10 protein-coding genes and 1 tRNA gene are annotated in these 12,832 nt (G+C 69.4%); 4 read left to right on the top strand and 7 right to left on the bottom strand.

Annotation, left to right across the window (positions count from 1 at the left end):
• Positions 1 to 7: 7 nt before the first annotated feature.
• Complete coding sequence (locus OHS17_RS16510) at positions 8 to 736, top strand: class E sortase (protein WP_330312797.1); 729 nt, start codon at positions 8 to 10, stop codon at positions 734 to 736.
• Between the two features lie 80 nt (positions 737 to 816).
• Here OHS17_RS16510 and pknB read toward each other — a convergent pair whose 3' ends face one another.
• From pknB to OHS17_RS16480, 6 genes are all read right to left on the bottom strand, one after another.
• Positions 817 to 2,808, bottom strand: a complete 1,992-nt coding sequence (pknB, locus tag OHS17_RS16505; protein ID WP_330312796.1) for a Stk1 family PASTA domain-containing Ser/Thr kinase — start codon at positions 2,806 to 2,808, stop codon at positions 817 to 819.
• 167 nt (positions 2,809 to 2,975) lie between these two features.
• Positions 2,976 to 4,433: a peptidoglycan D,D-transpeptidase FtsI family protein gene (locus tag OHS17_RS16500; RefSeq protein ID WP_330312795.1), complete on the bottom strand. Its 1,458-nt coding sequence runs from the start codon at positions 4,431 to 4,433 to the stop codon at positions 2,976 to 2,978.
• Positions 4,430 to 5,842, bottom strand: coding sequence for an FtsW/RodA/SpoVE family cell cycle protein (locus OHS17_RS16495; RefSeq protein WP_164629490.1), 1,413 nt, complete (start codon positions 5,840 to 5,842; stop codon positions 4,430 to 4,432). Before OHS17_RS16495 ends, OHS17_RS16500 begins: the two co-directional genes overlap by 4 nt.
• 23 nt (positions 5,843 to 5,865) lie before the next feature.
• Entirely contained in the window at positions 5,866 to 7,374 is a 1,509-nt protein-coding gene (locus tag OHS17_RS16490) for a Stp1/IreP family PP2C-type Ser/Thr phosphatase (RefSeq protein WP_018101922.1), read from the bottom strand.
• Between the two features lie 129 nt (positions 7,375 to 7,503).
• Positions 7,504 to 8,016 (bottom strand): FHA domain-containing protein FhaB/FipA, encoded by a 513-nt coding sequence (locus OHS17_RS16485; RefSeq protein ID WP_018101923.1) that lies wholly within the window; start codon positions 8,014 to 8,016, stop codon positions 7,504 to 7,506.
• A 10-nt stretch (positions 8,017 to 8,026) separates the two neighbouring features.
• The gene (locus tag OHS17_RS16480; RefSeq protein ID WP_330312794.1) at positions 8,027 to 8,920 is read right to left on the bottom strand and encodes a DUF3662 and FHA domain-containing protein; all 894 of its coding nucleotides are present in this window, start codon (positions 8,918 to 8,920) and stop codon (positions 8,027 to 8,029) included.
• A gap of 360 nt (positions 8,921 to 9,280) precedes the next feature.
• On the opposite strand from OHS17_RS16480, the gene OHS17_RS16475 reads away from it, so the two are divergent.
• Positions 9,281 to 9,363: transfer RNA gene (locus OHS17_RS16475), tRNA-Leu, on the top strand.
• Positions 9,364 to 9,470: 107 nt separating this feature from the next.
• Here OHS17_RS16475 and OHS17_RS16470 read toward each other — a convergent pair.
• Positions 9,471 to 9,920 (bottom strand): MarR family winged helix-turn-helix transcriptional regulator, encoded by a 450-nt coding sequence (locus OHS17_RS16470; protein ID WP_330312793.1) that lies wholly within the window; start codon positions 9,918 to 9,920, stop codon positions 9,471 to 9,473.
• 111 nt (positions 9,921 to 10,031) lie between these two features.
• Between OHS17_RS16470 and OHS17_RS16465 the strand changes: the two genes are divergently transcribed.
• Together OHS17_RS16465 and OHS17_RS16460 are read left to right on the top strand one after the other, a co-directional pair.
• Complete coding sequence (locus OHS17_RS16465; RefSeq protein WP_330312792.1) at positions 10,032 to 11,132, top strand: hypothetical protein; 1,101 nt, start codon at positions 10,032 to 10,034, stop codon at positions 11,130 to 11,132.
• 146 nt (positions 11,133 to 11,278) lie between these two features.
• Positions 11,279 to 12,778 carry a DUF2252 domain-containing protein gene (locus OHS17_RS16460; protein ID WP_330312791.1) on the top strand — a complete coding sequence of 500 codons (1,500 nt, stop codon included), beginning with the start codon at positions 11,279 to 11,281 and terminating at the stop codon, positions 12,776 to 12,778.
• The last annotated feature ends 54 nt before the right edge of the window (positions 12,779 to 12,832 follow it).

Genomic DNA, 12,832 nt, shown 5'->3' with positions numbered 1-12,832 from the left:
CGGTGCGATGACAGCGACGACCGAGGACCAGGAGCGGACCGACGAGTCCGCGCCACCTACGCGGAAGGGCGGCCGCCATCCCCTTGCGACCGCGGTCAGTGTCTTCGGTGAACTGCTCATCACCGCAGGTCTGGTGCTCGGCCTCTTCGTCGTCTACTCGCTGTGGTGGACGAACGTGCTCGCCGACCGCGAGGCCACCAAGCAGGGCCACACCGTCCGCGACAAGTGGGCCGACGGCCCCGGCGCGCTGGACACCAAGGACGGCATCGGCTTCCTCCACGTCCCGTCGATGAAGAACGGCGAGGTGCTCGTCAAGAAGGGCACCGACACCGACATCCTCAACGACGGTGTCGCCGGCTACTACACCGATCCGGTGAAATCCGCGCTCCCCTCCGCCAGGGAGGGCAACTTCTCGCTGGCCGCCCACCGGGACGGCCACGGGGCGAAGTTCCACAACATCGACAAGGTGCACACCGGGGACGCGATCGTCTTCGAGACGAAGGACACCTGGTACGTCTACAAGGTCTTCAGCGAGCTTCCGGAGACGTCCAAGTACAACGTCGACGTGCTGGGCCCCGTCCCGAAGGGCTCGGGCGCGAAGAAGGCCGGCCGCTACATCACGCTCACGACCTGCACCCCGGTCTACACGTCCAAGTACCGCTACATCGTCTGGGGCGAGCTGGTCCGCACGGAGAAGGTCGACCGCGACCGCACGAAGCCGGTGGAGCTGCGCTGACGGTTGTGCCGTGACGCCGGAGGGCCCCGGTCACCTTCGCGGTGACCGGGGCCCTCCGTTCGTACGGGGTGCGGAGCGGGTCAGTGACCCCTGCCGCCGTTCGGGCCGCCGAAGATGTTGCCACCGGCGTCGATGGTGTTCAGGGTGACCGTGCCGCCCTTGTCCACCTGCTGGTTCGGCCCGGGGGTGCTCATGACCACCTTGGCGTCCGGCTTGTCGACCGAACCGGGACCGAGTGCGACGACCAGGCCCATGCCTCCCAGCTGAGCCTTCGCGTCCTGGTACGACTTGCCGACGATGTCGTCCGGGACGGTCACCTTTTCCGGCTCGGCCGGGCCCTTGGAGACCTTCAGGATGATCGAGGTGTCCTTGCCGGCCTTCGTGTTCGGCTCGGGGTTCTGGCCGATCACCTCGTTCGCCGGCTTGTCGGAGTCCTCGTCCGACCTGCCGATGTTGGTGAAGCCGAGTCCCTTCAGCTGGTTCACCGCTTCGTCGTACGAGCGGGTGGACACGTTGGGTACCGTGAGCAGCTTCTCCGTGGCGACCTTGAGCGTGACCTCGGAGTTCTCCTCGGCCTTCGTGTCGCCCTTCGGGGACTGCTCCAGGACGGTGCCGGGATCGGCCTGGTCGGACTCGACCGATGTGACGTTGACGGTGAAGCCGCGCTTCTCAAGGATCTCGCGGGCGTTGTCCTCGGACTTCTCGGTGACGTCCGGAACCTCGACCTTCGGCGGGCCGCTGGAGACGAAGACCGTGACGGTCTCCTGCTCCTTCATCTGCCCGTCCTCCGGAGTCTGACGGCAGATCTTGCCCTTGGGCTGGTCCTTGCACTCTTCCTTCGGACCGACCTTGAGGACGATGTTCGTGTTGTCGGCCAGCTTCTGAGCGTCCTTGACCGTGATGCCGACCATGGTGGGCACGTCGAACGCGCCGTCGTCGCCACCGTCGCCGCCGAAGACCGCCTTGCCGATGAGGATCGCGCCGATCAGCACCAGGATGCCCGCGACGACCAGGAGGATCGTCGAGGTGTGGTTCTTCTTCTGCCTGCGGCGGTCGGGGCGGTCGTCGTAGCCGTAGCCCCCGTCGTCCGGGTTGACCGGTGGCAGCATCGACGTGCGCTCGCCGCTCTGGTCGGCGGCGCGCAGGGCGGTGGTGGGCTGGTCGTTGTCGTACCCGCCGGGGTAGCCGCCGCCGTAACCCGCCGCACCCATCGCGGCGGTCGCGGCGACCGGCTGGCCGTCGAGGCACGCCTCGATGTCGGCGCGCATCTCGTCGGCCGACTGATAGCGGTAGTCCGGGTCCTTGGTGAGGGCCTTCAGCACGATCGCGTCCATGGCGGGCGTGATCTCGGGATCGAAGTTGCTCGGCGGCTGCGGCTCTTCCCGTACGTGCTGGTACGCGACCGCCACCGGGGAGTCCCCGACGAACGGGGGCCGGACGGTCAGCAGCTCGTAGAGCAGGCAGCCGGTCGAGTAGAGGTCGGACCGCGCGTCGACCTGCTCGCCCTTGGCCTGCTCCGGGGAGAGGTACTGGGCGGTGCCGATGACGGCGGCGGTCTGGGTCATCGTCATGCCGGAGTCGCCCATGGCGCGGGCGATACCGAAGTCCATGACCTTGACCTGTCCGGTCCGGGTCAGCATGACGTTGGCCGGTTTGATGTCCCGGTGGACGATGCCCGCGCGGTGCGAGTACTCCAGCGCCTGGAGGATGCCGACCGTCATTTCGAGCGTCCGCTCGGGCAGCAGCCTGCGCCCGGAGTGCAGCAGCTCGCGGAGCGTCGAGCCGTCGACGTACTCCATGACGATGTACGGGATGGAGACCCCGTCGACGTAGTCCTCGCCGGTGTCGTACACCGCGACGATCGCCGGATGGTTGAGCGAGGCGGCGGACTGGGCCTCACGGCGGAACCGGGCCTGGAAGGACGGGTCGCGGGCGAGGTCCGCCCGGAGCGTCTTCACGGCGACGGTGCGGCCGAGCCGGGTGTCGTGGGCGAGGTAGACCTCGGCCATGCCACCACGGCCGAGCACCGAGCCCAGCTCGTACCGGCCGCCTAGGCGACGCGGCTCTTCCATAACTGTTCCAGCCCTCTCCGTCAGTCCTGACCGCACCGGTGTGCGGTCCGGCGGTGTGCTGTTCGCGCATACGCTACCGGCCGCGCATCAGCTGATCGGCCCGCAGGCAATACCTGATATCCGACCGGTATCCGCAGAGGCGCTTTCGCGGCCGGGTGTGAGCGGTCTCACTTCTCGCTGTCGATGACCGCCTTCATGACGGCCTTCGCGATCGGGGCGGCCAGGCCACCACCGGAGATGTTCTCGCGGGTGGCGCTGCTGTCCTCCACGACGACGGCCACCGCCACCGGCGAACCGTTGTCGGTCTTCGCGTACGAGATGAACCACGCGTACGGGTTGCCCTTGTTGTTCAGACCGTTCTGGGCGGTACCGGTCTTGCCGCCGACCGTGACGTTGGGGATCTGGGCGTTCGTGCCCGTGCCCTCCTTGACGACGGTCTCCATCATTTCCTGCAGCTTCTGGGCGTTCTCCGCCGAGAGGGGCCGGCTGAACTCTTCCTTCTCGTGCGTGTAGATCACGTCCAGGTTGGGCGCCTTGCGCTCGGCGACCATGTACGGCTGCATGAGCTTGCCGTCGTTGGCGACGGCGGAGGCGACCATCGCCATCTGGAGCGGGGTGGCGCGGTTGGACGCCTGGCCGATGCCGGCCATGGCGTTCTGAGGCCGGTTGTCCTCGGGGTACACGCTGGCGTTCGAGCGGACCGGGGTGAAGATCTCCTTGTTGAAGCCGAACTTGCCGGCCTCGTCGATCATCTTCTGGTTGCCCAGGTCATCGCTGATCTTGCCGAAGACGGTGTTGCAGGAGTACCGCAGCGCCTGGCGGAGCGAGGCGTTCTTGCACGGGATGCTGCCCTCGTTGGGCAGGTCGTCGGTCGACTGCGGCAGGCGCCAGGGCAGCGGCGACTTCGTGTCCTCGTCGATGTCGTCGTAGAGCCCGTTCTCCAGGGCGGCGGCCGCGGTGACGACCTTGAACGTCGAGCCGGGCGGGTAGGTCTCGCGCAGTGCCCGGTTGAGCATCGGCTTGTTCTTGTCGTCCTTCAGGGACTGCCACGCCTTGCTGTCGGACACGCCGTTGCCCGCGAAGGACGAGGGGTCGTACGAGGGGGTGCTGGCGAGCGCCAGGATGGCGCCGGTCCGCGGGTCGAGGGCGGCGACGGCGCCCTTCTTGTCGCCGAGGCCCTCGAAGGCGGCCTTCTGGGCCGCGCCGTTGAGCGTGGTGACGACGTTGCCGCCGGTCCTCTCCTCACCGGTGAACATCGACATCGTCCGGTTGAAGAACAGCTGGTCGTCGTTGCCGGTGAGGATGCCGTCCTCGAGGTTCTCCAGCTGGGTGGCGCCGAACGCCTGCGAGGAGTAGCCGGTCACGGGGGCCCACATGGGGCCGTCCTTCCAGACCCGCTTGTACTTGAAGTCGCTTCCCTTGGTCTCGGCGGACCCGGTGATCGACTTGCCGTCCACGATGATGTTGCCGCGCTCATGGGCGTACCGCTCGATGCGGACGCGGCGGTTCTCGTCGCGGGTGTTGAGGGCGTCGGCCTTCACGTACTGCAGGTAGTTGGTCCGCGCGAGCAGGGCGAAGATCAGGACGCCGCAGAAGATCGCGATCCGGCGCAGGGGCTTGTTCACGGGCGGACCACCTGGGTCATCTCGGCGTCGGTCGAGGGTGCGGGGGCGGGCGCGGGGCGGCGGGCGGTGTCGCTGATGCGGATGAGGATGCCGATCAGGGCCCAGTTGGCGATCACGGACGAACCACCGGCCGCGAGGAACGGCATCGTCATACCGGTGAGCGGGATCAGACCCATGACGCCGCCGGCGACGACGAAGACCTGGATCGCGAAGGCGCCGGAGAGGCCGATCGCGAGGAGCTTGCCGAACGGGTCGCGGGCGGCGAGCGCCGTGCGGACACCGCGTTCCACGATGAGGCCGTAGACCAGCAGGACGGCCATCATTCCGGCGAGGCCGAGCTCGTCACCGACGGTGGCGAGGATGAAGTCGGCGTTGGCGGCGAAGCCGATCAGGTCGGAGTGGCCCTGGCCCCAGCCGGAGCCGAGCGTGCCACCCGACCCGAAGGACATGATGGCGTTGCCGATCTGCTCGCAGGAGCCGTCCGTGTGGAAGCACTTGAACGGGTCCTTCCAGGCATTCACGCGGGCCTCGACGTGCGGCTCGAAGCTCGCGACACCCACGGCTCCCACAGCCGACATCAGGAGACCGAAGACGATCCAGCTGGTCCGCTCGGTGGCGACGTACAGCATGATCACGAAGAGGCCGAAGAACAGCAGCGACGTTCCGAGGTCGGTCTCGAAGACCAGGATCAGGATCGACAGCGCCCAGATGACCAGGATGGGGCCCAGGTCGCGCCCGCGCGGCAGGTACAGCCCCATGAAGCGGCGGCTGGCGAGCGCCAGCGCGTCCCGTTTGACCATGAGATACCCGGCGAAGAAGATCGCGATGATGATCTTCGCGAACTCCCCGGGCTGGATGGAGAATCCGGCGATGTTGATCCAGATCTTCGCGCCGAACTTGGCCGGAAAGAACATGGGAAGGATCAACAGGAACAGCGCGGCCACCATTGAGATGTACGTGTAGCGCTGCAGGATGCGGTGGTCCTTCAGCAGCAGGAGCACGCCGACGAACAGCGCCACACCGACCGCCGAGTACATCAGCTGCCGGGGAGCGGACGGGGTGAACACCCCGTAGTAGTTCTCGGCGTCCCTGATCAGCTTCGGCGACTGGTCGAGCCGCCAGATCAGCACCAGCCCCAGCCCATTGAGCAGAGTGGCCAGCGGCAGCAGCAGCGGGTCCGCGTACCGGGCGAACTTCCGCACCACGAGATGGGCGACACCGCCGAGCAGGACGAGCCCCGCCCCGTAGCCGAACATGCCGGACGGCAGCTTGCCGTCCATGGCCAGGCCCACGTTGGCGTAGGCGAACACCGAGATGGCGATGGCGAAGCCCATCATCATCAGTTCGGTGTTGCGCCTGCTCGGTGCGTCGATCGCGCCGATCGTGGTCGTGTTGGTGACAACGCTCATGGTGCTGAAGGCCCCCTACGGCTCTACTTCTTACCGCACTGCGGGACCAGCTTCTTCTCTTCCTCCGAGAGGCTGGGCCCAGGAGTGGGAGTCGTGGAAGTCTGCTCGGACTTGGTGTCGCCACCGGATGTCTTGGAGGACTTGGACGCCTTGGTGGCGTCGGTGTCCGTGCCCTGCGCCTGGCCCTCGTCCCCGTGCTCCTTCTCCGCGGCACGGCGCTGCTCGTCCTTCTTGCAGGCGGACGCCTGGGTGGAGAGCTCGGTGATCTTCTCGCGGGCGTCGGCGAGGCTGCCCTCGGCGATCGTCGCCTCGACCTTCTTGCGCTGGTAGGGCGGGAGGTACTTGAGTTCGATCTCGGGATGGTCGGTCTCGACCTTCGAGAGCGAGAGCCAGCCGAGTTCCTGGCTGATGCCCCGGTACAGCGCGACGTTGTCGTTCTTCGCGCCGACGTAGAACTGGGTCTGGGTCCAGCGGTAGCCGCCGTAGAGCCCGCCGCCGACGACGGCCAGCGCGAGCACCACGTACAGGGAGCGCTTGAGCCACTTGCGGCCGCCGCCCTGCTTGACGAAGTCGTCGTCGGAGTAGGACCCGAAGGACCCCTCGGGCATCCCGTCGTAGCCGGAGTCGTCGCCGCTGCCGGGCGGGCCGAAGCTGCCGGAGGGCGGCGGTACGGGACGGCCGAGGCCGGCCGCACGGCCCGCCGGCGTCTGCATCGCGCCGCCGTCGTTCAGCTGGGCCGCCTGGTTCTCGGCGACCGCGCCGACGACGACCGGGGTGTCATTGAGCTGCCCGGCCAGGGTGTCGTTGCTGTCGACGTCGAAGACATCGGCGACGATGCAGGTGATGTTGTCCGGTCCGCCGCCGCGCAGGGCGAGCTGGATCAGGTCCTGGATGGTCTCCTGCGGGCCCTGGTAACTGGCGAGCGTCTCCTCCATCGTCTGGTGGGAGACGACGCCGGAGAGCCCGTCGGAGCAGATCAGGTAGCGGTCGCCGGCCCGGACCTCACGGATGGAGAGGTCGGGTTCGACGTGGTCACCACTGCCCAGCGCGCGCATCAGCAGGGAGCGCTGCGGGTGGGTGGTGGCCTCCTCCTCGGTGATCCGGCCCTCGTCCACCAGCCGCTGGACCCAGGTGTGGTCCTGCGTGATCTGGGTGAGCACGCCGTCGCGCAGCAGGTACGCGCGCGAGTCGCCGACGTGCACCAGGCCGAGGCGCTGGCCGGTCCAGAGCAGGGCGGTGAGCGTGGTGCCCATGCCCTCCAGCTGAGGATCCTCCTCGACCATCATCCGCAGCTGGTCGTTGGCCCGCTGGACCGCCGTACCGAGCGAGGTGAGGATGTCGGAGCCCGGGACGTCGTCATCGAGCTGGACGAGGGTGGAGATCACCTCGGAACTGGCGACCTCACCGGCCGCCTGGCCGCCCATGCCGTCGGCGATCGCGAGGAGGCGGGGACCGGCGTAGCCGGAGTCCTCGTTGCCCTCCCGGATCATGCCCTTGTGCGACCCGGCGGCGAAGCGCAGGGACAGACTCATGCGCACCTCACCCGTCGGTTCGGGGTACAGCCGGTCTCGAGCCACACTGCCCACCCTCCGGTCGGGAGCCTGGCCGGGTCCGATGCCCGGACCCCCGCGGCTCGCTCGCTCCGCTCGCTCATTGTCGTACTACTTCCGCAGCTCGATGACGGTCTTGCCGATCCGGATCGGCGCGCCCAGCGGAACGGGCGTCGGGGTGGTGAGGCGGGTCCGGTCCAGGTACGTGCCGTTGGTGGACCCGAGATCCTCGACGATCCACTGGCCGTCACGGTCGGGGTAGATCCTGGCATGCCTGCTGGACGCGTAGTCGTCGTCCAGCACGATCGTTGAATCATGGGCCCGGCCGAGCGTGATGGTCTGCCCCTGGAGCGCCACCGTGGTGCCGGTGAGCGTGCCTTCGGAGACGACCAGCTTGGTCGGCGCACCGCGGCGCTGGCGGCCGGGCTGCTGGCGCTGCTGCGGCGGTGCCGCGTTCTGGCGTCCCTGGGGCGGACGCGCGTCGTTCGCGGTGCGGCGTGAGCCGCGCTGCGTGACACGCGTTCCGAACAGGTCGCTGCGGATGACCTGGACGGCCACGATCACGAACAGCCACAGAACAGCCAGGAAACCTAGCCGCATGACCGTCAGGGTCAGCTCTGACATTGCCCCCGCTTCACCCTTCGGCTTGCCGGTAAACGATGGTGGTGCTGCCCACGACGATCCGCGAGCCGTCGCGGAGCGTAGCGCGGGTGGTGTGCTGCCCGTCTACCACGATGCCGTTGGTAGACCCGAGATCCTGGATCGTCGAGGGCGTTCCGGTCCTGATCTCACAGTGCCGGCGGGAGACGCCGGGGTCGTCGATCCGCACATCGGCGTCGGTGCTGCGGCCCATGACCAGTGTCGGGCGGGAGATCTGGTGGCGGGTGCCGTTGATCTCGATCCAGCGCCGCACCTGCACGTTCGGCAGGGAGGTGGGGGTGGCCGGCGGACGCCGGTCGGAACCGCCGTGACGCCCTGCGCCCGGCGGCGGACCGGCGGGCATGGGCGGGGCGGAGGTGGGCGGGTAGCCGTAGCCACCGGGGGCCTGCGGAGCGGAACGGCCGGGGTACCCCTGGGGGGACTGGCCGCCGTAGCTCTGGCCCTGGCTCGGTGCCTGGCCGGGGCCCTGTCCTTGTCCCTGACCCTGTGACGAACTCGACGCCAGGGTGCGGCTGCGGACCCGGTAGAGGCCGGTGTCGAGATCCTCGGCCTTCTCCAGGTGGACCTTGATGGGGCCCATGAACGTGTACCGCTGCTGCTTGGCGTAGTCCCGGACGAGGCCGGAGAGCTCGTCGCCCAGCTGGCCGGAGTACGGGCTCAGGCGCTCGTAGTCGGGGGCGCTGAGCTCGACGATGAAGTCGTTGGGGACGACGGTGCGCTCACGGTTCCAGATGGTGGCGTTGTTGTCGCACTCCCGCTGGAGGGCACCCGCGATCTCGACCGGCTGGACCTCGGACTTGAAGACCTTGGCGAAAGTGCCGTTGACCAGACCTTCGAGACGCTGCTCGAAACGCTTCATCACTCCCACGGGGCACCTCCTCCGGTGTCATCGTCCCTGTACTGCTTACTGATCGTATCCACGCGTCGGGAAATCGGCTGGTTCCCCTTGTCTGCCCTGGGGGCGAGTGTCCCCCCTCACACGGATCGTAGAGGTGGCCTCCTCACAGTGTCCCGCACCTTGGACGCACTCAGGAGGAGTGGGGGCGACCTCTGGGGGTTCCCGGTTCCTTTCGGACGTTCTGCGCACGTCGGCCGAGCGTGCGGCGAGTGCCCGGTGATCGGGCGGCGAAACAACGGATGTGAATCCACCCTGTCCAGCGTGCTAATCTTCCGGATGTCGCCAGGCGATCGCACCGAAAAAGTGAGAGAGCCCGGAAGCACCACTCTTGCGCGAGTGGCGGAACGGCAGACGCGCTGGCTTCAGGTGCCAGTGTCCTTAGGGACGTGGGGGTTCAAATCCCCCCTCGCGCACAAGAAGGAAGCCCCCCAGGCATCAGCCCGGGGGGCTTCTTCCGTTCGGGGACGACCCCGCCCCTGCGTGCTTCCCTGTGTGTTTGGTTTCACGTGAAACGCCCGTTTTACGCGTGTGGGGCGTCACCCGTCGCGTTGTAGCGCAGGAGGTACGCGGCGAACCGGCCGAGGTCGTCCTCCGTCCAGTCCGCAAGGCGTTCCTGGTAGGCCGCGCGCCGGCTGGCCTGGGTGGCGGCGAGGGCCTGCGTTCCGGCCTCGGTGGGGTGCAGGACCTGGATGCGGTGGTCGTCCGGGTCGGGATGGCGCTCGACCAGGCCGAGCTTCTCCAGGGTGCCGATCTGCCGGCTGACCGTGGACTTGTCGAGCATGTAGTGCGCCGCCAGATCGGTCGCACGGCACCCCTGCTGGTCGTCGATGTGCGCCAGCAGCGTGTACGAGACGAGCGGCAGCTCGGGGTGGAGCTGGGCCGCGGCAGCCCGCGCGCGGCGGGCGAAGGCGGTCAGCTCGCGCTGGATGACGTCCAGCGACTCCTCGCGTTCTCCGGGGGTGCCTGACACGGGTTCGCCTTCCTCGAAAGTTCAGTTGTAGAGTACAACGGAATTGGAGTTGTAAAAGCCAACCAGTTGAGTTGTAAAAGCCAACTACCTGGCCGATCGTCTGGAGCCCCCATGTCCGCAGGCCCGAGCGCCGCCGCCGGCTCTCCGGCGGGCGCACTGCGTCACGTACTGAGCCACCTCGTCACCCCGCTGCTGATGTGCATCGGCATGGGCCTCGCCTACCTCGGCGCCTTCCACGCCCCGCAGCCGCACGACCTGCGGGTCGACGTGGTCGGCTCGGGGCCGTCCGCACAGGTGCTGGCGCAGACCCTCCAGGACAAGGGGAACGGGGCGCTGAGCGTGCGTACCGTCGCCGACCGAGCCACCGCCGCCGAGCACCTGCGCACGCAGGACAGCTACGGCGCCTACATCCCCGGCAGGGCCCCCGAACTGCTCGTCGCCTCCGCCTCCTCCGACACCAGCGCGACGGCGGTCGAGAAGGTCTTCACCCAGGTCGCGGCCGGCCAGGGCGCCCCGCTGAAGGTGACGGACACCGCGCCCACGGCCGACGGCGACCCGACCGGCCAGGGCATCTTCTTCCTGCTGGTCGCCGTGAGCATCGGCTCGTACGCCTCCGTCGCCGTGATCGGCGGCGCCGGAGCGGTCCTGCGGCTGGGGGTCCGGGCGGCACTGGCGCTGGGCGCCTCGCTGGTGGTCAGCGCCATCGGAGCGGTGTTCGCGGGGCCGCTGTTCGGTCTCGTGGACCACGGGCTAGGGGGGCTCTGGGCCATGGCGTGGCTCTACTCGGCGGGCATCCTGCTGATCGGTGTGGGCTTGCACACGTTCCTCAAGCGGTGGACCACGCTCGGCGTGATGGTGCTGTTCGTCATGCTCAATTTCACCAGCTCCGGCGGGATCTTCCGCCCCGAACTCCAGCCCGGCTTCTTCGGGGCGCTGCACTCCTTCTGGAACGGGGCGGGCTTCGTGGAGGGCGTGCGCGGCCATGTGTACTTCGGCGGCCACGCGCTGGGCGGGAATCTGCTGGTGCTGGCGCTCTGGTTCGTCGCGGGTGTGGCGCTGACGGGGCTCGCGGGCCTGGCCGAGGCGAGGCGGCGCCGGGCGGCCGCCCTTGCGGCCATCCCTCCTGCCGCCGCCTCCGCTGCCTCCGCCGGTCCGGTGCGGCCGTCGGGCGAGGAGGAGGAAGAGGAGATGGAGGAGGCGGTGGGGGTCTGAGCGGCTGACCAGCGGGGGAGAGCCCGGCCCCGGAGTTATCCACAGGGGCAGACGGCGATCGGTGTACGGCGGTACCGTCGGCGGCAGTTGATGTTGGGGCAGGTCCCGGCGGCTGCGCCGGGCGGGGGCGGGGGAGGCTGCGCGCCATGGAAAAGACCGGAACGGGACTGCCGCCGGTACGACTCGTTGAACTCGGCGGTGAGGCCGCGGTCGCGGGGGCGGTGCTCCCCGCGGCCGCGGGCGGGCCGCGCATACCGGCCGTGCCGGGGTTCGCCCACCGTACGGACGGGGCTGACGCGGAGGCCGGGGGCCGGCCGAAGGAGAAGGGCAAGGCGCTGCGGGCGCGGGTGCCCCGGTCCGCGCACGCGACGCTGGACCTGCCCGCCGGGCGGCCGGACGCGGTGCGCGCGGTCGAGGAGTCCAACCGGGGCCGGGTGGCGGAGCTGACGCCGATACGGGTGGGCCGGATGGCCGCCACACCCTTCGCCTTCCTGCGCGGCTCGGCCGGACTGATGGCCCATGACCTGAGGGGCACCCCCGTCACCGGGATCGCCGCCCAGCTCTGCGGCGACGCGCACGCGGCCAACTTCGGGCTGTACGGCGATGCGCGGGGCGGCCTCGTCATCGACCTGAACGACTTCGACGAGACCGTGGCCGGGCCCTGGGAGTGGGATCTCAAGCGCCTGGCGACCTCGCTGGTGCTCGCGGGCCGGGAGGCCGGTGCCGACGAGGACACCTGCCGCAAGGGCGCGTACGACACCGTGGGCGCCTACCGGCGGACGATGAGGCTGCTGGCCCGGATGCCCACGCTCGACGCGTGGAACGCCATCGCGGACGAGGACCTCGTCTCCCACACCGACGCGCGGGACCTGCTCGGCACCCTGGAGCGGGTCTCCGAGAAGGCCCGCAACAACACCGGTGCGCGCTTCGCGGCGAAGTCCACGGAGGACTCCGAGGACGGCGGCCGCCGCTTCGTGGACGCGCCGCCGGTGCTGCGCCGGGTCCCGGACGCGGAGGCCGCGGCCGTGGCGGCGGGACTGGGGGAGTATCTGGGGACCGTCTCCGAGGACCGGCTGCCGCTGCTGGCCCGGTACGCGATCCATGACGTGGCGTTCCGGGTGGTCGGCACCGGCAGCGTGGGCACCCGCTCCTACGTGGTGCTGTTGCTGGACCACCGGGGGGAGGCGCTGGTACTCCAGGTGAAGGAGGCCAGGCCCTCGGTGCTCGGGCCGCATCTGGCCGCCGTGGGGTTCGCGGTGCCGGAGGTCGCGCACGAGGGGCGGCGCGTGGTGCTCGGGCAGAAGCGGATGCAGGTCGTCAGTGACCATCTGCTGGGCTGGACGACGGTGGACGGCCGGCCCTTCCAGGTGCGCCAGTTCAGGAACCGCAAGGGGAGCGTCGACCCCGCCGCCCTGGCCGCCGACCAGGTGGACGACTACGGCCGGATGACCGGTGCGCTGCTGGCGCGGGCCCACGCACACAGCGCGGACCCGAGGCTGCTGGCGGGCTACTGCGGCAAGAACGACGAGCTGGACGAGGCGGTGGCGGCGTTCGCCGTGACCTACGCGGACCGCACGGAGGCGGACCACGGGGAGCTGGTGCGGGCGATCGGGGCGGGGCGGATCGCCGCGGAGCGGGGGGTGTGAGGGGCGGGCACGCCCGGCCGCCGGCAGGAGGCGTGAGGCCTGCCGGGGCCACCG

This window comes from Streptomyces sp. NBC_00523 (assembly GCF_036346615.1).
In the GTDB taxonomy this organism is placed as follows: domain Bacteria; phylum Actinomycetota; class Actinomycetes; order Streptomycetales; family Streptomycetaceae; genus Streptomyces.
Note: the sequence above shows the minus strand (reverse complement) of the source record. Positions and strands in the feature narration are given on the sequence as shown.

Bases quoted from the DNA above. Each gene is read 5' to 3' on its own strand.
- OHS17_RS16465 (WP_330312792.1), top strand. From the start codon at position 10,032: ATGTCCGCAGGCCCGAGCGCCGCCGCCGGCTCTCCGGCGGGCGCACTG.
- pknB (WP_330312796.1), bottom strand. From the start codon at position 2,808: ATGGAAGAGCCGCGTCGCCTAGGCGGCCGGTACGAGCTGGGCTCGGTG.
- OHS17_RS16490 (WP_018101922.1), bottom strand. From the start codon at position 7,374: ATGAGTCTGTCCCTGCGCTTCGCCGCCGGGTCGCACAAGGGCATGATC.
- OHS17_RS16460 (WP_330312791.1), top strand. From the start codon at position 11,279: ATGGAAAAGACCGGAACGGGACTGCCGCCGGTACGACTCGTTGAACTC.
- OHS17_RS16485 (WP_018101923.1), bottom strand. From the start codon at position 8,016: ATGTCAGAGCTGACCCTGACGGTCATGCGGCTAGGTTTCCTGGCTGTT.
- OHS17_RS16510 (WP_330312797.1), top strand. From the start codon at position 8: ATGACAGCGACGACCGAGGACCAGGAGCGGACCGACGAGTCCGCGCCA.
- OHS17_RS16495 (WP_164629490.1), bottom strand. From the start codon at position 5,842: ATGAGCGTTGTCACCAACACGACCACGATCGGCGCGATCGACGCACCG.